The 20,131-nt window shown below is 69.1% G+C and carries 16 protein-coding genes; 6 read left to right on the plus strand and 10 right to left on the minus strand.

Annotated elements, in window-relative coordinates; all coding sequences use genetic code 11:
• Nucleotides 1-30: 30 nt before the first annotated feature.
• Both AMK34_RS06790 and AMK34_RS06795 read right to left on the minus strand, forming a co-directional pair.
• Nucleotides 31-1,539 carry a CYTH and CHAD domain-containing protein gene (locus AMK34_RS06790; protein ID WP_241832700.1) on the minus strand — a complete coding sequence of 503 codons (1,509 nt, stop codon included), beginning with the start codon at nt 1,537-1,539 and terminating at the stop codon, nt 31-33.
• Between the two features lie 70 nt (nt 1,540-1,609).
• Nucleotides 1,610-2,467 (minus strand): helix-turn-helix domain-containing protein, encoded by an 858-nt coding sequence (locus tag AMK34_RS06795; protein WP_073843704.1) that lies wholly within the window; start codon nt 2,465-2,467, stop codon nt 1,610-1,612.
• 885 nt (nt 2,468-3,352) lie between these two features.
• Between AMK34_RS06795 and AMK34_RS06805 the strand changes: the two genes are divergently transcribed.
• On the plus strand, nt 3,353-4,465 hold the full coding sequence (locus tag AMK34_RS06805; protein WP_073843708.1) for an erythromycin esterase family protein: 1,113 nt from the start codon (nt 3,353-3,355) through the stop codon (nt 4,463-4,465).
• A 175-nt stretch (nt 4,466-4,640) separates the two neighbouring features.
• On the opposite strand, the gene AMK34_RS06810 is transcribed toward AMK34_RS06805, so the two are convergent.
• Both AMK34_RS06810 and AMK34_RS06815 read right to left on the minus strand, forming a co-directional pair.
• Nucleotides 4,641-7,607 carry an AfsR/SARP family transcriptional regulator gene (locus AMK34_RS06810; protein ID WP_073843710.1) on the minus strand — a complete coding sequence of 989 codons (2,967 nt, stop codon included), beginning with the start codon at nt 7,605-7,607 and terminating at the stop codon, nt 4,641-4,643.
• 87 nt (nt 7,608-7,694) lie between these two features.
• On the minus strand, nt 7,695-8,405 hold the full coding sequence (locus tag AMK34_RS06815; protein ID WP_073843713.1) for a DJ-1/PfpI family protein: 711 nt from the start codon (nt 8,403-8,405) through the stop codon (nt 7,695-7,697).
• 99 nt (nt 8,406-8,504) lie between these two features.
• Between AMK34_RS06815 and AMK34_RS06820 the strand changes: the two genes are divergently transcribed.
• The 3 genes from AMK34_RS06820 (at nt 8,505) to AMK34_RS06830 (ending at nt 11,301) form a co-directional block, all read left to right on the plus strand.
• Nucleotides 8,505-9,482, plus strand: coding sequence for a GlxA family transcriptional regulator (locus AMK34_RS06820; protein ID WP_038512549.1), 978 nt, complete (start codon nt 8,505-8,507; stop codon nt 9,480-9,482).
• A gap of 41 nt (nt 9,483-9,523) precedes the next feature.
• Nucleotides 9,524-10,936: a YibE/F family protein gene (locus AMK34_RS06825; RefSeq protein ID WP_073843715.1), complete on the plus strand. Its 1,413-nt coding sequence runs from the start codon at nt 9,524-9,526 to the stop codon at nt 10,934-10,936.
• Nucleotides 10,937-11,019: 83 nt separating this feature from the next.
• Entirely contained in the window at nt 11,020-11,301 is a 282-nt protein-coding gene (locus AMK34_RS06830) for a hypothetical protein (protein ID WP_378417714.1), read from the plus strand.
• On the opposite strand, the gene AMK34_RS06835 is transcribed toward AMK34_RS06830, so the two are convergent.
• A complete protein-coding gene (locus AMK34_RS06835) occupies nt 11,273-11,929 on the minus strand; it encodes a hypothetical protein (protein ID WP_038512540.1) in 657 nt (218 codons plus the stop codon). The genes AMK34_RS06830 and AMK34_RS06835 overlap by 29 nt on opposite strands.
• Nucleotides 11,929-12,537 (minus strand): MBL fold metallo-hydrolase, encoded by a 609-nt coding sequence (locus AMK34_RS06840; protein ID WP_073843716.1) that lies wholly within the window; start codon nt 12,535-12,537, stop codon nt 11,929-11,931. Before AMK34_RS06840 ends, AMK34_RS06835 begins: the two co-directional genes overlap by 1 nt.
• Before the next feature lie 156 nt (nt 12,538-12,693).
• On the opposite strand from AMK34_RS06840, the gene AMK34_RS06845 reads away from it, so the two are divergent.
• Both AMK34_RS06845 and AMK34_RS06850 read left to right on the plus strand, forming a co-directional pair.
• Entirely contained in the window at nt 12,694-13,551 is an 858-nt protein-coding gene (locus AMK34_RS06845; RefSeq protein WP_073843718.1) for a peptidylprolyl isomerase, read from the plus strand.
• A gap of 1 nt (nt 13,552) precedes the next feature.
• Nucleotides 13,553-14,338: an aminotransferase class IV family protein gene (locus AMK34_RS06850; RefSeq protein ID WP_073843720.1), complete on the plus strand. Its 786-nt coding sequence runs from the start codon at nt 13,553-13,555 to the stop codon at nt 14,336-14,338.
• Here AMK34_RS06850 and AMK34_RS06855 read toward each other — a convergent pair.
• The 4 genes from AMK34_RS06855 to AMK34_RS06870 form a co-directional block, all read right to left on the minus strand.
• Nucleotides 14,335-15,786, minus strand: coding sequence for an amidase (locus AMK34_RS06855; protein WP_073843722.1), 1,452 nt, complete (start codon nt 15,784-15,786; stop codon nt 14,335-14,337). The two genes, AMK34_RS06850 and AMK34_RS06855, sit on opposite strands and share 4 nt — an antisense overlap.
• Nucleotides 15,787-16,307: 521 nt before the next feature.
• Nucleotides 16,308-17,087 carry an enoyl-CoA hydratase/isomerase family protein gene (locus AMK34_RS06860; RefSeq protein WP_037338920.1) on the minus strand — a complete coding sequence of 260 codons (780 nt, stop codon included), beginning with the start codon at nt 17,085-17,087 and terminating at the stop codon, nt 16,308-16,310.
• Between the two features lie 30 nt (nt 17,088-17,117).
• Nucleotides 17,118-19,448 carry a RelA/SpoT family protein gene (locus tag AMK34_RS06865; protein WP_038512526.1) on the minus strand — a complete coding sequence of 777 codons (2,331 nt, stop codon included), beginning with the start codon at nt 19,446-19,448 and terminating at the stop codon, nt 17,118-17,120.
• 78 nt (nt 19,449-19,526) lie between these two features.
• Nucleotides 19,527-20,045, minus strand: a complete 519-nt coding sequence (locus AMK34_RS06870; protein ID WP_073843724.1) for an adenine phosphoribosyltransferase — start codon at nt 20,043-20,045, stop codon at nt 19,527-19,529.
• Between the last annotated feature and the right edge of the window lie 86 nt (nt 20,046-20,131).

A 20,131-nucleotide genomic window follows, 5' to 3' on the forward strand; every position in this document is an offset into this window, starting at 1 on the left:
GGCGACGGCGGCAGGTCAACCCGGGCTACCTCATTTGAGCCATTTCGGACGAGAACCTTTACCCACCTTTTGCCATTCCCCGGCGAAGCGCCGGTGCGCGCCGTCGGCTTCGGCGACCGAACGACCGTGCAGAAGCCCGTAGGTGAAAGCGTTTTCGTTCTCGGCGTAGGCACGGAGGCCGAGGAGACGCAGGACCTCCCGGCTGACCACGATGTCGTGATGCTCGCCGAGCGTGCTCTGCACCGCCTTGACGTTCTTTCGCCATTTTCGAAGCTTCTTGCCGGTCACCGGCCGGACCGCGTCCGCCGCGTAGCGGGCTCGCTTGGCCTTCTTGCGCGCCTCGTGCAAGGCGGCGTCCTGCTCCGCGCCGGGCTCGAGCTCGCTCGCCGCGGCCACGGCCTTGCTCAGCTTCCGGCCCGACCGTGCGACGGCCTTGCGCAGTTCCTTCTTGTCGTCCTTGATCTTCCGCGGTTTGCCGACGAGCTTTTCCAGTGCTTGCAACAGCTTCGTGTACCGCTTGCTGTCGAGCGCCCGGATGGCGCGCGCCTTGGCCTCTTCGGCTTCGCGTGCGAAGTGGCGCGTCATCAGCTGCTCGACATTCCCCAGCACCAGCTCGGCCGGGAGCGCCTTGACCTCGTCGTGCAGGCGCGCGGCCATGACCTCGCTGTCCCTCGCCGGCCCGAGTTCGCCGCCGAGCCAGCGGAGTTCCTCGGCGAGCCCGGCCGCGACGTCGGCGTCCAGCGAGCGACGGAAGGTTTTCAAGGCGCTCCGCAGCCGCCTGCTCGCGACGCGCATCTGGTGTACCGCGTCCTCGACGTCCCGGCGGACCCCGATGTCGTTGCGTCGCAGCGCGTCCAACTGCTCGGCGAGGTAGTCCGCCAGTACCGAGCCCGAAGCTCCCCTGGCCGGAGGGACGAGCTCGTCGGTCAGCCGCCGGAGCTTCGACGGCCACCTCGACCGCTCGGCGCCTCCTTCCACGACCGCTTGCTCCAGGCTTTGGAGCAGTCCGGGGTCGGCGCCGGGCGAGAGTTCGATCTCGATCTCCCGCCAGCGGTCGAGGTGCGCCTTGTCGCCGCCCGCCTCGCCGGTGACGACGTCGTCGGTCAGCGTCGCGAGCTCACGCCCGTCGGCGTCGAGCAAGGCGTACGAGGTGCGCTCGGTACGCAGATGCGCGGCCTGGACGAGTTTGGCGCCGAGCGTATGCGCCCGGACCAGCTTCGCCAGCGCGCCGGGCACCTTGTCCGGCTTCCCCGCCAGCGGGAGGCGGAGTTCCTCTCGCCTGTCCTCGCCGACCGGGAGTTTGAGATGCCAGCCCTCGTCGCTTCCGCCGAGCCTCCGCCGCAGCGTGATGCCGGCCTGCGCGAGCCGGAAGTCGGCGGTGTCGAAGTACGTGGCGTCGAGGACGTCGACCCTCGGATCGGCCTGGTTCGTCACCGGACCGGCCGGGACCAGCGGCGGGATGGGCCTGTCGGCCGCCAGGTCGTACTTCCGCTCGATCTCCGCCTCGGCGACCGGGGCACCACCCTGCGTCTTCGTCACCACGAACTCCTTCTCCTCGGCTACCCGGAAGGATTACCCCCTGCGGAGGCGGCGGGAAACCCCGGACGGATCATTCCTCCATCCGGTCGTACCGGTCCGCCCATTCGGCAAGCATTTGCCGTGATCTCTCCTCGGTCAGGGTATCGCTTTCCAACCTCGCGACGAGCGAATAATAGGCCTCGACCGCCACCCTGTCGTCGATGAACACTCCGGCCGCATAGGAATCCGTGTACACCACCGCCGGATGTTCGGTGAATTCCATGATGGTGAAGGAATTCTCGAGCACCCTGCCCACTTCGTCGCTTTCGGGGACGATGCGAATGGAGCAATAGGGCAGGTTCGCCGACAGGACGAGGTGGAGCAGTTGTTCGTGCATGATCCGGGGACCGCCGACGACCGACCGCAAGGCACGCTCGTGCACGAAGAACCGGCAGCGCGGCGGACGATCCCGCCGCAGCAACCGCTGCCGTTCCAGCCGGGCGTTGACGACCTGGTCCAGCTGGGCCTGGTCGCGGTTGCCGATCAGTTCGAAGGCGGTGCGGGCGTACGGTTCGGTCTGCAGCAGGCCGGGGAGCGTCAACGACTCGTAGCGCACCAGCGTATGCGCGAGGTTTTCTTGGATCTCCAGGGATTTCATCGGGTCGACGAGCTCGTCGAAGTACGGCCGGACCCAGTACAGGTCGCCGCCGGGCTGGGTCAGTTCCAGCAGCAGATCGCGTTCGGGCTCCGCCTCGCCGCAGGTCGCGAGATACAGCGCCGCGTCCACCACGGACAGCTCGCGCAGCCCTTGTTCCCACCTCGTGACCTTGCTCTGCAACCAGCCGTTACGGCGGCTGACGTCGGCTCCGCTGAAGTGCCTGCGCTGCCGGAACGCCTTCATGCGGTGGCCCAGTTCCCGGGTCCGCGCCGTCGAATCCTTCTCAACCATGCGGGACAAAGTAGGGCCGAACTCCGGCCGCGCGGTGATTGCCACGCGGCAATTCACCTCAAGTGCTGATCAGTTGCACTCCCGCACGTATCTTAAACGGTGCTTCGCAAGCGAAGCGCCTTCGCGCGCGAAGGGTTCTTTAAAGCTTTATAGCGGAAGAAGGAAATGGGATCCAGTTATTCGTCCGTGGATTTCTTGCGGTGTCGCAGCCTTCGGTGCGGGTCCGTGAAGGCCTCCTCGCCTACTCTGAAGGTAGTGAAGGAGGCCTTCACGGACTGCCGCGCCGACAGGGACCCACAGCCGCAGCGGGCGCACGTGAAGGCCTCCTTCCCTAAGTACATGAAGGCCCCCTTCACTGCGTCTAGCGCCAGGGTCCCGGCAAAGTCGCCGATCCGCTGGTCAGGTGGGCAACAGCTGGCTCGTCACAGTGGCCCGGCACCTTCTCGACCGTCCATAAGGAACGCCCTTTGCGCTGACGGTGTCCGACTTGTGCACTTCGCGTAGGGGTCGTGAGTGGCGTTTCGGGTTCTAGCCCGAAACGCCACTCACGACCCGCGCTCGACCAGGGCCGAAGGCTCCCTTCACCGCATTAGACGTGGTGAAGGGAGCCTTCACGCCATCGCTGGCCCCGGCCGCGAACACGCCACATTTGACCTTCGCGTCAATAGAGTCCGAAACGCCACTCACGCCCCTGCCCCGCACCGACCAACGCTTATACGACTTTGCCGGGACCTTGGCGTCTAGCGCATTGAAGGGGGCCTTCATGTACTTAGGAGGGAGCGAGCCAAGATCACACCTGACGTGCGGTTTGAAGCTTTCGCGCTACATCCCCAGGCCAAATCGAGCCAAGTTTCAACCGGAACATCAACGATATGCTTGAACCTCATGAGTCAAGACATCCGAGACTTCGTCACCCCCTCTTGCGACCTGCTGGCCCTGGGCGAACCGACGCACGCGACCCCGGTCTTCGCGGAGATCCGCAACGAACTGTTCGCCCAGCTCGTCGAGCGCGGCTTCCGCTCGATCGCCCTCGAAACCGATCGCGTGGCCGCCCTCGTCGCGAACGACTACGTCCAAGACGGCATCGGAACCCTCGACCTCGCGATGAGCGAAGGCTTCTCACACGCCTTCGGTGGCGTTGAGGCGAACAGGCGACTGATCGCGTGGATGCGCGAGTACAACGAAAACCGGCCTCCCGAGGAGCGCCTCACGTTCCACGGTTTCGACACCCAGACCGAGAACACGTCCGCGCCCAGCCCACGGCGATACCTCGAGTACGCCCGCGACTTCCTCGGGCTGGACGTGGACATCGCCGGTCCGGCGGGCGACGACGAACGGTGGGGCCGCACGGAAGCCGTCATGGACGCGGCTTCCTCGCCCGGCGCCACGGCCGACGCCTACCGCCTCCGTGCGATCGCGGCCGATCTGCTCACCGCGCTTCGCTCCAGGGAGCCCGAATCGGACGCGTGGTCGCGCGCGGAGATCCATCTCATGGCGGGGATCGATCTGCTGCGTTACCACCGGCAATGCGCCGAGCCTCTCGAACCGCACGAGCGCTACATGCCTCTCGTCGCGGCCAGGGACGCCTTCATGGCGCGGAACCTGCTGGACATCCGCGCCGCCGAAGCGGGTCGCGGCCGGACGCTGGTCTTCGCCCACAACCTCCACCTGCGGCGACAGGCGAGCACGATGCGGGTCGCCGACACCGAGACCAGCTGGTTCCCCGCCGGCGCGCTGGTGGCGCCGCTGCTCGGCGACCGCTACACGTTCGTCGCGACCAGCCTCGGCGGAAGCGAGGACATCGCGCTCGCGGAGCCGGAGCCCGACACCTACGAGGGGTTCTTGCAGAAGCACGTCACCACGGCTTGGGGGCTGCTCCCCGCCTCCGACGTCCCGCCCGCGAGCGTCCGGACCGATCCCACCCCGCGGCAGGGTTACTTCCCGCTCGACCAAGGGATGCTGAACGACGCGGACGTGATCCTGCACGTCCGCGCCTAGCTTGCGAACCGGGTGACGCCTCCTGCCCTCTGAAGGCGTCACCCGGCCACGAGCACGCGCCGCCACCCCCAGTTCCGCGAATTCGGGGCGGCGCGAAGTCCGCTCACATGAGCAGCAGTCAACACACCGTCGCCATAACTTCGCCAAACGCCGCGGCCGTGGACCCTCCGCCGGGCTATGCCGGAGTCACTCCGAAGCGGATCTTCGTCAAGGCTTCACGAGCCCGATCCCGCTGGCGCCCGCTCTCGTCGACGGCGGAAAGGCCCTGGAGGGCACGTAGTTCCCACACCGGGAATCCCAGCTCCCGGAACAGTCCCGCCGCGGTTCGGAGCCCTTCGGCGGCTTCGGTCGCGATGCCTTCGTCGGCCCGTAGACGTCCGAAGCTGAGCAGGGCGTATCCGCCGCCTCGGCGGTCCCCGAGCTCGCGAAAGGTACTCATCGCCAGGCTCAGGTGTTCGGCGGCACGGCCGTGTTCACCCGCCAGGCGCAAGGACTCGCCGAAGCTGCGATGCGTGTAGGCGGCGGCGTGCCGGTGCCCGACGTCCTCGAAGAGTTCCAGCGACCGCGAAAGGCATCGTTCGCTCTCCCCCGCGTCGCCGGTTTTGGCGTGGAGGTCACCGAGGCTCCGGAGGACGTGCGCCTCCCAGTGGCGTTCACGCGAGCTGCGTGTGCCGATCAGGGCGCTCGTCAGCAGCGCGCCGGCCTCGTCCACGCGGCCGTTCCGTCGCAGGACGTCGGCGTACCGCTTGGCGGACCTGTCGTGTTGCTTCCCGTCTTCACAATGGAGCGAAAGCAGCAGGCTCGCGTCGAAACATTCCTTCGCCCGGCGGAAGTCGCCGAGGTCGTCCCACAGCGAGCCGAACTGCGCCGACGCCATCGCCTGCCCGGCGAGGTCACCGCAGTCCCGCAACAGGTCCAGCGCCTCCCGCAGCGCGTGGACCGCCGCACCGGCCCGGCCGGAATCCGCGTCGACGTCGGCGAGCGCGACGAGCGCGGACCCGGTGCCCGGATGATCACCCACGGAGCGGAACCTGGTCTCCGCCAACGAGAAACAGGTCCTCGCCCGGGCCAGATCCCCCGCGTCGGCGTGGGCGTGCCCGAGCTTCAGCAGTTTCTCGGCCTCCGCGGGGACATCGAGACGATCACGCACGATGCCGAATCCGAGCCAGGCGGAGGAACCGCCTTTCCGGGGGCCGACGAGATCGCTGTAGGCGTCGGCCAGCCGCATGGCCAGCCCGGTCCAGCCATGGTTCTTCGCGGTACGGACGGCGAGCGCGAGGTTCGCGGTTTCCGCGACCCGCCAGCCGTTCGGGTCGGCCGCGACGCGGTCGGAAACAGCGGCCGGGACGTCACCGCGCCGTGAGGGCGGGTACTCGGCGCCGAGCGCGGCGGAAGCATGTTCGGCCAACGCCGCCATCACCGTCAGCCCGCGTTCGAGGGCTCCGGGATCCGGCGGTTCCCGGAGCGCGAGCCGGGTCAGCCCCGGCAGCCGGTACCGGAGGAAACCCGCCTGATCCGGTTCGGCGTGGAGCAGGTGGTCGTCCACGAGTTCGTCGAGCAGTTCCGCCGCCTCGCGGGACGGACGGCCCAGCATCGCCGTCGCGAACCAGTCGGCGATTTCGGTCGCACCGGGAAAACCGAGCAGCCGCAGGGAGTTCCGTTGTCGCGACGGCAGCTCGGCGAGGGCTTCGGCGAGCACCGGGCGGACGGCCAGGTCACCGGCGGCGAGTTCGTCGAGGCGCAGCCGCTCGTTCTCCAGGCGGGTCGCGAACTCGGCGACACTCAGCCGAGGCCGCTGCAGCAGTTTCGTCCCCGCCGCCCGCACCGCCAGCGGAAGGCCGTCGCAGCAGGCCAGCACCCGGCGGACGGCGTCGGGTTCGCCGGACAACCGGGCTTCTCCGGCGATCTCGCCGAGCAGCGTCCGTGCGTCCTCGTAGGACATTGGCCCGACTTCGACCGGCCTGGCGCCGACGAGACCGGCCAGCCGTCGCCGTGTCGTGACGATCGTCGCGCAGCCGGGACCACTCGGCAGCAACGGCCGCACCTCGGCTTCGGAGCGGGCGTTCTCGAGGATCACCAGCAGTCGCCGGTCGGCGGAATGGCTCTGCCACAACGAGAGCAGCCCGGCCCGGTCCGCGGGGAGTTCCGCTTCCGCAAGCCCGAGCGCGCGAAGGAACCCGGCGAGGACATCACCGGGTTCACGCAGGTCGGCGACGAGCTGGCCGTCCGGGAACCGCTTGCGCACGCGCCACGCGGCTTGGACGGCCAGCGCGCTCTTCCCCGCTCCCACCGCCCCGTGCAGCACGATCGGCGCGGGCGACCGCGCCGCGCGTGCGACTTCCGCCAGCTCTGCCGCCCTGCCGGTGAAATCCGGCGTCGCGGCAGGCAGGCGGCATGGCGCGCCGCCCGCCGACCAGCCGGTTCCGGAAATCCGGCGGTGGACCGCGAGCAGGTCGTCCCCCGGTGAGACTCCGGTGTGTTCCCACAGCGCCTGACGGCAGCGGTCGAGGACGGCCAGCGCCGCGTCCCGCCGGCCGAGACCGTGCAACGCCTCGGCCAGCCACCCGGCGAGTCGCTCGTCGCCGGGCCGGGCGGCCAGCTCCGGTCCCAGCCGGTCCGCGACCGACTTGTGGTCACCGGCGGCCAGTTCCAGCTCCACGAGCCTGCCCAACACCGAACAACGCCGGTCTTCGAGCCACAACCGATGCGCCTCCACCAGCGGACCGACCGGCACGTCGGCGAAGGCCCGGCCACGCCACAACCCCAGCGCCCGTTCGAGCAACGCCTTGCGTTCGTCACCGGTCGCGCTCGCGGCGGCGGCCGTCAGCTCCGAGAAACCGGCGACGTCCAGCTCGCCGTCCGCCACCGTCAGCCGGTAGCCGCTCCGGCCGGACCGCAGCCGCTGCCGCTCGTCGTCCACCGGTAGGCCGGGTGACAACGCCTTGCGCAGCTTGGAAACCGCCATCTGCACGACCGCCGCCGCACTCGACGGCGGTCCCTGCGGCCAGAGTTCGTCCACGAGGGTGTCCCGGTGGACGAACTCGTTCGGCCGGGTCAGGAGCACCGCGAGCACCCGACGGGGCTGAGCCGCCGACGGCAGCGGGACCGAGGCCGCGAGCGGGCCGAGCACCTTGAACTCCACGAACCACCTATCACCTGGACGGATGACCCGAATGTAACCCGGTGCTGTCCCCGAGACGTCGATTTCTCACCCGGATGGCCGTCCCCCTTATTTCCCGGTGTGCGCGAGGAGCCTGTCCCGCAACGCGGGTTCGTCCGCGAGCGCCTCGTTCAGCGTGTGCTCGAGCAAGGGCTTGAGGTCCCCGTACGGACGCTTGGACCAGTCCAGCGGGCCCTGCGGCGGCTCCGGGTCGTACTCGATGACGAACTGGATCGTCCTGGCGATCTCGGCGCCGACGAGCCGCTCGACCAGATGCAGCGCGAGGTCGATCCCCGCCGACACCCCGGCGGCGGTGATCACGTTCCCGTCCTCGACCCAGCGCTCCGCGACCGGTTCCGCGCCGAACGCGCCCAGCAGTTCCCGGAACATCCAATGCGTCGCGGCCTTGCGGCCCTTCAACAGTCCTGCCTGCCCCAGCAGCAGCGATCCCGTGCACACCGACGTCACGAGCTCGGCGTTCGCCGCCGCGCCGCGCAGGTAACCGACCAGCTTCTCGTCGGCGAGCGCCTTCAGCGTCGGTGCGGCGCCACCGGGCACGAGCAGCGCGTACGGCGACGGGACCTCGTCGTAGGTGTGGGTCGCCACGAGCTTCAGGGGGTTGTCGGTGGTGACCGGGTCCTTCGTCTCGCCGACCACGACCGTCCGGTATTCCTGCGCCGTGCTCGCCATCCCCTCCAGCACGGTCAGCGGCCCGACCATGTCGAGCGGGGTCATCCCCGGGTACACCACGAACGCGATCGTCTTCTTGTCGTCTGTCATGGGGACAACGGTGTCGGAGCGGCGGGCCCACGGTGGCCCGGATGTCCGGATTCCTGCGAACAACGTCCGACGGCCGGGCACTACTGGTAGCGTTCGATCATGCCGGGTTCACCCAGACGAGTGTTGATCGTCGGCTACAGCAACGCCGAGTTGCTCGACATCGCCGGTCCGTCGGACGTCCTGGACGCCGCCACCAAACTCGGCGGCAAGCCGGGGTACGAGATCATGCTCGCCAGCGTCGACGGACGCGGCATCCGCTGCGAGTCCGGGTTGACCCTGCAGGCACAGCATCGGCTCGACCAGATCACCGGCGGGCTGGACACGCTGATCGTCGCGGGCGGCACCGGACACGAGGCCGCCGCCGCGGACGCGCGGTTCGTCACCCACGTCCGCAGGCTCGCGCAGCAGAGCCGCCGGGTCGCCTCGGTGTGCACCGGCGCCACCGTGCTCGCCGCGTGCGGACTGCTCAACGGCCGCCGCGCCACCACCCACTGGCGGTTCGCGAACCGGCTCGCGACGAACTATCCGCAGGTGAACGTCGACCCGGTGCCGCTGTACGTGCGCGACGGCAACGTCTACACGGCGGCGGGGGTCACCAGCGGGATCGACCTCACCCTCGCGTTCGTCGAAGAGGACCACGGCCCGAGTGTCGCCAGGGAAGTCGCCCGCATGCTCGTCACCTACCTGCAGCGGCCGGGCAACCAGGCGCAGGTGAGCATGTTCCTGTCCGGTCCACCGCCGGAGAACCGGCTGGTCCGCGACATCACCGCGTACGTCGCCGAACACCTCGCCGGTGATCTCGGCACCGCCGCCCTCGCCCAACGGGCCGGGATCAGCCCCCGACAGCTGACCAGGTTGTTCGACGCGCACTTGAGCACCACACCCAGCAGGTACGTGCGGGCCGCGAGAACCGAGAACGCGGCGAAACTGTTGTGCGGCACCGAACTTCCGCTGTCCTCGATCGCGAGGCGATGCGGTTTCGGCTCGACCGAGACGCTTCGCCAAGCCTTCCTCGACCACTTCGACACCCCGCCTTCGGCCTATCGCCGTGTCCACCTTCGGCAGGCATTCGGATAGGCCGTGTGCGGCACGCGCCGCCGACTGTGGAGGATGTGCGGGTGAACCGCCGCGACATCTCCGACGACGACACCGGCCCGATTCGCCGGGTAACGGACACCCCGTCCGATCGTTCGCCCGGAACGTCCCGTTCGCCGCGCCGGACGCCGCCGCCCGAGGGCACGCGGCGCCCGCGCCCACCGGCCCAGCGGCCGCGACCGGCGGAACCGGGCAGACGTCGCGCCGCCGAACCGAAGCCCGAACCCGAGCCGGTCGGCCACGGGCACTCGCACGGTCACGGACCGGCGGCGCCCGCGTCGCGCCGGGTCAGGCAGTTACTGATGTGGTTGCTGATCCCGCTCGCCGTCGCGACCGTCGCCGGGATGGTCTTCCTCTATCCGTGGGGCAAGGATCCGGCGAAAAGCGTCTTCCCGCAGGGAACCCCGGTGAACGCGACGGTCACCGGCACGATCACCGGACCGTGCCTCGCCGAAGGACAGGTGCAGGTCGGCGAGCCGCCGCCGGACGCGAAGCCGTGTCTCACCAGCGAGCTCACGATGACCGACGGTCCCGCGTCCGGGAAGCCGTTGAAGCTCACGTTGCCCATCGAGCCCAGCACGCCGCGGTTCGCCGCGGGCGACGAGGTGGTGCTGTCCTACAACGGCGGCGACGTCGCGAACCCCGCGTCGTTCCAGATCGTCGACTTCCAGCGGGGTACGCCGCTGCTGCTGCTCGCCGGGTTGTTCGCGCTCGCGGTGATCGTCCTCGGGCGTTGGCAGGGGGTCGCCGCGCTGATCGCGCTCGGGCTGAGCTTCCTGGTGCTGGCGCTCTTCGTCCTGCCGTCGATCCTCGCCGGCGAAAGTCCGCTGCTGGTGGCGATCGCTGGCGCGGGGGCGATCATGTTCGTCGCGCTGTACCTGACGCACGGGCTGTCCGCGAGAACCTCGGTGGCTGTGCTCGGCACCCTGGTGAGCCTGGTCCTGATCGGCGTCCTGTCGGCGATCTTCTCGGCCGCGGCGTCACTGACCGGCCTCGACGACAGCACGTCCCAGCTGATCGGCTCGCTCGGGCACGGGATCGACGCGCGGGGACTGTTGCTGGCGGGTGTCGTGATCGGCGCGCTCGGTGTGCTCGACGACGTCACGGTGACGCAGACGAGCGCGGTGTGGGAACTCCGGCGGGCGAACCCGGCGCTCGGCTGGCGTGAGCTGTACGGCGCCGGCCTGCGGATCGGGCGCGATCACGTCGGTTCGGCGGTCAACACGCTCGTGATGGCGTACGCGGGCGCGGCGCTGCCGGTGCTGCTGTACACGTCGCTCTCGGGGGTCGGGCTCGGCTCGATCCTCGGCGCGGAGAACATCGCCCAGGAGATCGTGCGGACGCTCGCCGGAAGCGTCGGCATCGTCGCGGCGGTCCCGGTCACCACCGTGCTGGCCGCACTGATCGCCTCGCGGGAGCCCCAAGAGTCCCTGTAGCCACAAGCGCCCCAAAGCGCGAGCCCGCCGCGCGGGCACGGGCCGGAGTCGGGTACGAAGAGGCCGCACCCGAGGTTCGCCGCGTGATCGGAGGGGCCATGTTCGACGCCGTGTTCGCCGTCCCGAGACAGCTGACCGCCGTCGCGCGGCGCGTGCTCGTCTCGACGCTCGAAGCCGTCGAGGCGGTCCCCAAGATCGCCGCCGCGCTCGACGACGTCCGGGCGACGCTCAAGCACTCGGAGCGGCTGGCGACCTTCGCCGCGGGCGAGTTGCCGGAGATCGTCTACCAGCTGGAGGAGATCAAGGCCCGGCTGGAGAAACTGGAGACCCGCACCGTCAGTCCAGGGTCGCCACGAAGCGGCTGACCGCCTCCATCGTGAACCGCTGGATGTACTTCCCGGCGGGCGCCGCCGAGGCCAGCCGGTAGAGCGGCCGCTCCGCCGCCGCGTCGCCGCGTGCCTCCGATTTCAGTTGCGCCACCAGCAGTTCCGAGAACACGAGACCGTTCGCTTCGGTGTTGTTCAGCAGCGCGTTCGCCAGCTTGCGCAACTGCAGGATGCCCAGTTCCCTGCCACCCGCGCCCGAGTAGACGGCCAGATCGACCTTCGCGACCTTGCGGCGCTTGCCAGCGTTCACCAGCAGGCTGACCGTCCGGGTCCCGCGCACGTCGCTGATCACCAGGTCGATGCGCTCGGCCGCGGTCAGCTCGATCCGCCGTACGCCCCAGGTCCGCACGATGAGCGTGTCGCCTTCGAGCCACACCCGGCGGCGCAGGTTGTAGAACATGACGTACAGCAGCGGCAACGCGATCACCCCGGCGACCACGAGCCCGGCGATCTCACCGCCGATCAGCCCGGCGATCCCGCCGAACGCGGCCGCGAAGATCACGACACCGGCGACGCTGGAGCAGCCGCGCTTGCGGCGGAGCTTGGGGTCGTCGTGGAACAGCGGGAGACGTTCGGGGGTCTCCGGGGTCCCGGTGGGCTCGGTCATCACGCGCCCGTCCCGGCCAGGAACGGGTTCCCGGCGCGCTCGCGGCCGATCGTGGTGGCCGGACCGTGGCCCGGCAGGACGACGGTGTCGTCGGGCAGCGTCATCACCTTGGCGCCGAGGGAACGCACGAGCTCACCGCCGTCACCCGAGGACCGGCCGATCGAACCGGCGAACAAGCTGTCCCCGGTGAGCACGATCCGCCCGCCTTCGGCCGCGGTCAGCCCGAAGACCACCGAACCGGCGGTGTGACCCGGTGTGCCGGACACCGTGATCTCCAGCCCGGCCAGCCTCAGCGGGCCATCGACGAGTGGCACGATGCCGTCCTTCCGTTGACCGGCGTCCTGGCCGAGCAGTGGCCGGTCCGCCTCGTGCAGATAGAGAGGTATCCCGTGGCGCGCGCCGACCTCGCCCGCCGAAGCGACGTGATCGGGGTGGCCGTGGGTGGCGAGCATCGCGACCGGCGTCAGACCGTGCTCGGTGAGCGCGGCCTCCAGCGGCCCGGCGGCTTCCTCGCCGGGATCGACGATCACGCACTCGCTCCCGCCGTCCAGGGCGAGCAGGTAGCAGTTGGCTTCGAGGGGGCCTGCCGGAAAACCGACAACCAGCACGAAACGCCTCCTCAGATCTTCCGCCGAACAGGTGACAGGATGGCCCTGATCACGATCAAGTAAGCCTAGCGGCCCCTGTACGGGGGCCTCACAGGCTGTGCCAATAGACTCCCGCTACCTCAGACGTGTGACATCGAGTGGAAACCGGGAGGGCGGGTGCCGACCAACCAGCAGCGCCGCGAAGCCGCGAAGCGCAAGCTCGAGCGACAGATCGTGCGACGGGCCGAGAAGGCCAAGCGGCGCAGGATCGTCGGCTCGGTGGCGGTCGTCGGCGTCGTCGCCATCGTGGCGGGCGCGGTGTGGTGGATCGTCAGCAGTAACAGTGGTGACGATGCCGCCTCCGACGCTTCCCCGAGCTCGGCTCCTCCGACCCCCGAGGTCACCATCCCCACGGAGCGCACTCCGATGCCGAAGCGGCCGACGCCGCTGGCGAACCCGGTGGCTTGCGACTACAAGGACGACACCGCCAAGCCGGCTTCGAAGAAGGTGAACAAGCCGGAAGGCAAGGACGTCTCTTCGAACGGCACGGTGAACGTCGTGCTGAAGAGCACCGCGGGCGACATCCCGCTGACGCTGGACCGGGCGCTCGCCCCGTGCGCGGTGCAGAGCTTCATCAGCCTTTCCCAGCAGGGCTATTTCAACGACACCAAATGCCACCGGCTCGGCACCACCGGCCTGCAGATGCTGCAGTGCGGTGACCCCGAGGCCAGCGGCATGGGCGGCCCGGGCTACACCATGCCGGACGAGGCGTTCAAGGAGATCAAGTACGGCCGCGGCATCCTCGCGATGGCGAAGACGCAGCAGCCGAACTCCGGCGGAAGCCAGTTCTTCATGGTCTACGGCGAGGCCGAACTGCCCGCGGACTACTCGGTCTTCGGCAGCATCTCCGACGAGGGCCTGAAGGTGCTCGACAAGGTCGCCAAGGCGGGCGCGAACGCGCAGGCAGGCAACGGCGACGGCACCGGCCCGCCCAACACCGAGGTCAAGTTCACCGGCGTCACGGTCAACGCCTGACGTGAAGCTGGAGATCAACGGCGCGCCCGCCCGGTCGGAAGACCTGGCGGGCGCGTTCGGTTACGGCCATTTCACCGCGATGCAGGTCCGCGACGGCAAGGTCCGCGGCCTGGACGTCCACCTTCGCCGCCTCGTGACGAGCACGCGGCGCATGTTCGGCAGCGACCTCGACACCGACGCGGTGCGCGAGTACGTACGGCAAGCCGTACGGGGTGAGGGCGCTCTTTCGGTGCGGGTGCTGATCTTCTCCCGCGCGATGGACTGGTCCGATCCCGGCGCGCCCGCGGCGCCGGACGTCCTCGTGCGGACCGGGCCGCCCCAGGAGCACGAGATGACGCCGCTGCGCCTGCGGTCCGTGCGCTACGAACGGGTGCTTCCGGAGGTCAAGCACGTCGGCACGTTCGGACTCCTTCACCACGCGCGTGAGGCGAAGCTGGCGGGATACGACGACGCGTTGTTCATCGACTACGACGGCCGGGTCAGCGAAGCGTCGATCTGGAACGTCGGGTTCCTCGACGGCGGCACGGTGGTCTGGCCGCAGGCCCCGGTGCTCGACGGCATCACCCAGCAGCTCGTGCGACGCGGCCTGGAGCGGAACGCGATCCCACAGGAGATCCGCGACGTCCGCCCCGCCGACCTGCCGGGGTTCGACGCCATGTTCCTGACCAATTCGGAGTCGGTCGGCTGGCCGGTGGCGTCGGTGGACGACGTCGAGCTGTCGTACGCTCCGGAAACGGGCCGGATCCTCGCCGAAGCGTACGACAGCAATCCCTGGGACGAGATCTAGCTCGGCGCCTGGAAGCCGCCGATCGTCTGCTCGAGCAGTTCGGCCAGCCGCAGCGGGGTGCGGTCCTCGAACGCCGGACCGATGAGCTGCACTCCTACCGGCAGGCCCTCGGCGGACCGGCCGGTCGGCACCGCGGTGGCGGGCAGACCGGGCATGGTCGCCACGCCCGCCCAGACGAGCTGGTCGAAGTACGGATACTCCACACCGTCGATGTCGAGCTTGCGTCCCAGCAGATCGGGATCGTGATCATGCGGGAACGCGGGGGTCGGCGTGATCGGGCAGACCACCGCGTCGAACTCGGCGAACAGCTGGCGCCAGCCGTGACGGTGACGTTCGCGGTGGTCGTACACCGCCAGCCAGTCGCGGTGGGTGAACACCATGGCGCGTAGCCGAGCCGCGTCGAGACTCTGGTCGTCCGCGCTCAGCCCGGCGGCGTTGGCCTGCAGTTGTTCGTACGCCTCGACGGGGAAACGCGCGACCGTGCTCGAGAACAGCAGCTGCGTGTAGAGCGTCGCGGACTCGGTCAGATCGGGGAACAACGGGCTGTACCGTTCGACGCGGGCCCCGCCGTCGACCAGCGCGTCGGCCACCCGGTTCACGCCGGCCCGCACGGCGGCCCCGGTCGGGATGAGCGGATGGTCCTCGATCACCAAGACCCGGAAGTCGCCGAGCCGCTCATGGCGCGCGGGCGGCAGCTTCACCTCGTACGCCATCCCGTGTGTCAACGGGTCCGGCCCGGCCATGACGTCGAGCAGGAGCGTGAGGTCGCGGGCGGTGCGCGCCATCGGTCCGGCGACGGCCAGGTCGAGGTCGATCGGCAAGGCGGGCGCCGGCGGCGGGACCATGCCGCGGGTCGCCGCGAGCCCGACCGTCGGCTTGTGCGCGTAGATACCGCAGAAATGCGCGGGGGTGCGCAACGAGCCGGCGAGATCGGAGCCGATGGACAGCGCGCCGAAACCGGACGCCAGTGCCGCCGCCGATCCGCCGGACGACCCGCCCGAGGTGCGATCGTGATCCCACGGGTTGTTCGTGGTGCCGTAGAACTCGTTGAACGTCTGGATGTCCTGCAGCCCCAACGGCACGTTGGTCTTCCCGAGCACCACCGCCCCGGCGGCCTTGAGCCTCGACACCTGCACCGCGTCCTCGGCGGGCATGAAGTCCTGGTGCTGCGGCATTCCCCAGGTCGTGGGCAGGCCGGTCATGTTGAAGGACTCTTTGACCGTCACCGGGATCCCGAGCAGCGGCCGGTCCTCACCGCGGGCGCGCGCCTCGTCGGCTTCACGCGCGGCGGCCCGCGCCCGGTCGAAGTCCGGCACGCAGATCGCGTTGATCGCCTTGTCGTCCTGTTCGATCCGGGCGATCGCCTCGTCGGTCAGCTCCGCCGACGTCACTTCACCGGAACGCAAAGCGGTCGTGAGCTCTTCGGCCGTCTGAAATTTCCACTCCATGAAACGACCATAAACAACTCTGGCTCAAGCCATAAAAAACTTTTTCGCGCAACAAGGCGGCCGATGGGAAACGAGCCGCGGAGGCACAGAAAGCGGGATGCCACAAGGGTTTTCGGGGCGAGATTCGAGGCAGAAGTGGTGCCACCGCGACTGTCCACACGGAACGCCGTCCGAAGTGCCGCGAAAGCCACTTTCGGGACATCAGATGTCGCGAAAGTGGCTTTCGCGACATGGTCGCCGGCGGGGCCACGTGCGGACCGCCATCTGGGCGCGAAAGCCGTGAAGGCCTCCTTGAGGGACCCTGGGGCCCTCAAGGCGAACCAGCATTTGTGTACCTGCGTCCGACCTGCGTGGGAGCGACGACCGAGCGGGGAAGATCCTGGACGTTGGACGGCCGGAATCTTCCCCACTCGCCCAAGACGACAGCCAGCACTACCTTCACCGCCCCACCACACCAGCGGGTCAGCAAATACGGGTTCACCAAGGAGGCCTTCACGGAACGCCGCGATGAAGCGCGAGCCTCAGCGATAAGTGAACTTCGGCGGCCGCCGCGCCAGGAACGCCGCCACCCCTTCGGCATAGTCCTCGCCATGCAGCGCACCGAGCCGGATCTCGTCCACTTCGGCGTCGGATTCCTGTTGCCCCGCCACGATCTTCTCGATGATCCGGTTCATCCCGCGCACCGAGGCCTGCGAACGCGAAGCGAGCGTCTCGACGAACTTCGCCGTCGAGGCCTCCAGCTCGTCGGCCGGGAAGACGTCGTTGAGCAGCCCGATCTCCCGCGCCCGCCGCGCGTCGACGAGCTCGCCCGAGAGCAGGAAGTACTTCGCGTTCGCGGCGCCGACCAGTGAGACGAGCTGCCGTGTCGAGTCGAAGTGGTAGACGATCCCGAGCTTCGCCGGCGTGATACCGAAGCGCGAACCCTCCGCCGCGAACCGGAAGTCGCACGCGACCGAGATCTGACATCCGCCGCCGATGCAATTCCCCTGGATCATCGCGACTGTCGGCTTCCGCGACGCCGTCAGCGCCGCCACGGCCCCGTCGACGGCCTTGTCGTAGGTCTCGGCAGCGTCGGCGGTCGACCGCAGGTCCCGGAACTCACTGATGTCCGCGCCCGCCGAGAAATGCGCGCCCGCGCCGGTCAGCACGAGAACCTTGATCGCCGGGTCCGCCTCCACCCGCGCCACCACGTCCGGGATCGCCGACCACATCCCGTAGGTGATCGCGTTCATCTTCTCCGGCCTAGTGAACGTCAGCCGTGCGACCTCGCCGTCGCGAGTGAATTCGAACCCGTCAGTCATCCTCGGACTGTAGCCGGGACCCACCGGCGGTCACGAAGCCGAAGTGACCCGATACACGTCGTAAACGCCTTCGACGCCCCGGACCACCTTCAGTACGTGTCCGAGGTGCTTCGGGTCGCCCATCTCGAACGAGAACCGGCTGACCGCGACCCGGTCGCGCGACGTCGTCACCGACGCGGACAGGATGTTGACCTTCTCGTCCGCGAGCACCTTCGTGACGTCGGAGAGCAGACGGTGCCGGTCCAGCGCCTCGACCTGGATCGCGACGAGGAACACCGAAGACGCCGAGGGCGCCCATTCGACCTCGACCAGCCTCTCGGGCTGGGCCCGCAGGTCGTCGGCGTTGGTGCAGTCGGTCCGGTGCACGCTGACGCCACCGCCGCGCGTGACGAAACCGAGGATCTCGTCGCCCGGCACCGGCGTGCAGCAGCGGGCGAGTTTGGCCCAGATGTCGCTGGCGCCCTTCACCACGACGCCGACGTCGTTCGAGCCGCGGCGGCGGGTGACGGTGGACGGGGTCGCGCGCTCGGCGAGCTCCTCCTCCGCCTCGTCGACGCCGCCGATGAGCGCGACCAGCCGCTGCACGACGTGCTTCGCGCTGGTGTGCCCCTCGCCGACGGCCGCGTACAGCGAGCTGATGTCCGGGTGCCGCAGTTCGGTGGCGACCGCGCCCATCGACTCGGCGGAGACCAGCCGCTGGATCGGGAGGCCGACCTTGCGGACCTCCTTGGTGATGGCCTCCTTGCCGCCCTCGATCGCCTCGTCACGGCGTTCCTTGGCGAACCACTGCCGGATCTTCGCGCGCGCCTTGGGCGAACCGGCGAACTGCAGCCAGTCGCGGCTCGGCCCCGCCGTCTCGGCCTTCGAGGTGAAGATCTCGATGACCTCGCCGTTCTCCAGCTTGCGCTCGAGCGCGACGAGCCTGCCGTTGACGCGGGCCCCGATGCACCGGTGGCCGACCTCGGTGTGCACGGCGTAGGCGAAGTCCACCGGCGTCGAATCGACCGGCAGCGTGATCACGTCGCCCTTGGGCGTGAACACGAAGATCTCGCGCGAGGCGAGCTCGTAGCGCAGCGACTCCAGGAAGTCGCCCGGGTCCGCCGCTTCCCGCTGCCAGTCGAGGAGCTGGCGCATCCACGCCATCTCGTCGACGTCCATGGCGTTCCCGTTGTGGGTGCCCTTGGTCTCCTTGTACCGCCAGTGCGCGGCGATGCCGTACTCCGCGGTGCGGTGCATCTCGTAGGTACGGATCTGGACTTCCAGCGGTTTGCCGTCCGGACCGATCACGGTGGTGTGCAACGACTGGTACACACCGAAACGAGGCTGCGCGATGTAGTCCTTGAACCGGCCGGGGACCGGCTGCCACAGCGCGTGGACGACACCCATCGCGGCGTAGCAGTCACGGACGTCCTCGACCAGGATCCGCACGCCCACCAGGTCGTGGATGTCGTCGAGGTCGCGGCCGCGGACGATCATCTTCTGGTGGATCGAGTAGTAGTGCTTCGGGCGGCCCTCGACCTTGGCGGTGATCCGCGAGCCTTCGAGATTGCCGGTCAGCTCGGTGATCACCGACCGCAGGTACGTGTCGCGCGAAGGCGCGCGATCGGCGACCAGGCGGACGATCTCGTCGTACTTCTTCGGCTGCAGGATGGCGAAGGCCAGGTCCTCCAGCTCCCATTTGACCGTCGCCATGCCGAGCCGGTGCGCCAGCGGGGCGAGGACCTCCAGGGTCTCGCGCGCCTTGCGGGCCTGCTTCTCCGGCGGCAGGAAGCGCATCGTGCGCATGTTGTGCAGCCGGTCGGCCAGCTTGATGACCAGCACGCGCGGGTCGCGCGCCATCGCGATGACCATCTTGCGGATGGTCTCGGCCTCGGCGGCCGTGCCGAGTTTGACCTTGTCCAGTTTGGTGACGCCGTCGACGAGCTCGCCGACCTTCTCACCGAAGTCGGCCTTCAGGCTTTCCAGCGAATAGCCGGTGTCCTCGACGGTGTCGTGCAGCAGCGCCGCGACCAGCGTCGTGGTGTCCATGCCGAGTTCGGCCAGGATGGTCGCGACGGCGAGCGGATGCGTGATGTACGGGTCGCCGGATTTGCGCCGCTGCTCGCGGTGCAGCTCTTCGGCGACGTCGTACGCGCGCTGGAGCTGCGCGAGGTCGGCGTTGGGATGCAGCTCGCGGTGGATGACGGCGAGCGGTTCGAGAACCTGCTTGACCGGCGCGGCGCGCTGCGCGGTGATCCGGCGGGCGAGGCGGGCGCGCACGCGGCGCGTCGCGGACGGTGTCGGCGCCGCCCCCTGTCGCGCCGCACCGTTCTGCTCGGTGCCGTCCTTCGAGGACACCGCGGCATCGAGCTCTTGGCTCACCCGCACCTCCTGCGCTTCGTGCGGCCTTCGGACATCAAGGGTAACCGCTCCCCCCGGCGGCTCACTTGGTGCGCCCGGTCAACACACCCGGAGGGCCTCCACACGACGCCCCTCGAGCACGGAACGACCACCGAGCGCGCCGAGTTCCATGACCACCGAAACCCCGGTGACCTGTGCCTTCGCGTCTTCCAGCAGTTTGCAGGTCGCCGCGACCGTGCCACCGGTGGCGAGCACGTCGTCGAGGATCGCGACACGCTGGCCGGGCTCGACGACACCTTCGGGCAGCTCGACGGTCGCGGTGCCGTACTCCAGCGTGTAACCGACCCTGCCCGCGACGCGGGGCAGCTTGCCCGGCTTGCGGATCAACGCGACACCGAGGCCGCGGGCGTAGCCGACGGCGGCGGCCAGCAGGAATCCACGCGCCTCCACTCCGGCCAGCAGATCGACCCCGGGGTCCACGGTGGCGGCCAGCCCGTCGGTGACGGCCTTGAAGCCCGCCGCGTCGGCGAACAGCGGACTCAGGTCCCGGAACAGCACGCCGGGTTCCGGGAAGTCCGGTACGTCGGCGATGAGGTCGAGTGCCTTGGCCAGCTCCATGTGCTTCCTGCTCTCCAGTCGTGCTTCCGGGTCCCTGAACGCTAGGAAAGGTCCTTTCATTGCAAAATTTGCAATGAAAGGACCTT

This window comes from Amycolatopsis sp. CB00013 (assembly GCF_001905755.1).
In the GTDB taxonomy this organism is placed as follows: domain Bacteria; phylum Actinomycetota; class Actinomycetes; order Mycobacteriales; family Pseudonocardiaceae; genus Amycolatopsis; species Amycolatopsis japonica.

What these genes read in the sequence shown, in the direction of transcription:
- AMK34_RS06795 (WP_073843704.1), bottom strand. Translation starts at nt 2,467, where the DNA reads ATGGTTGAGAAGGATTCGACGGCGCGGACCCGGGAACTGGGCCACCGC.
- AMK34_RS06805 (WP_073843708.1), top strand. Translation starts at nt 3,353, where the DNA reads ATGAGTCAAGACATCCGAGACTTCGTCACCCCCTCTTGCGACCTGCTG.
- AMK34_RS06815 (WP_073843713.1), bottom strand. Translation starts at nt 8,405, where the DNA reads ATGACAGACGACAAGAAGACGATCGCGTTCGTGGTGTACCCGGGGATG.
- AMK34_RS06820 (WP_038512549.1), top strand. Translation starts at nt 8,505, where the DNA reads ATGCCGGGTTCACCCAGACGAGTGTTGATCGTCGGCTACAGCAACGCC.
- AMK34_RS06835 (WP_038512540.1), bottom strand. Translation starts at nt 11,929, where the DNA reads ATGACCGAGCCCACCGGGACCCCGGAGACCCCCGAACGTCTCCCGCTG.
- AMK34_RS06855 (WP_073843722.1), bottom strand. Translation starts at nt 15,786, where the DNA reads ATGGAGTGGAAATTTCAGACGGCCGAAGAGCTCACGACCGCTTTGCGT.
- AMK34_RS06860 (WP_037338920.1), bottom strand. Translation starts at nt 17,087, where the DNA reads ATGACTGACGGGTTCGAATTCACTCGCGACGGCGAGGTCGCACGGCTG.
- AMK34_RS06870 (WP_073843724.1), bottom strand. Translation starts at nt 20,045, where the DNA reads ATGGAGCTGGCCAAGGCACTCGACCTCATCGCCGACGTACCGGACTTC.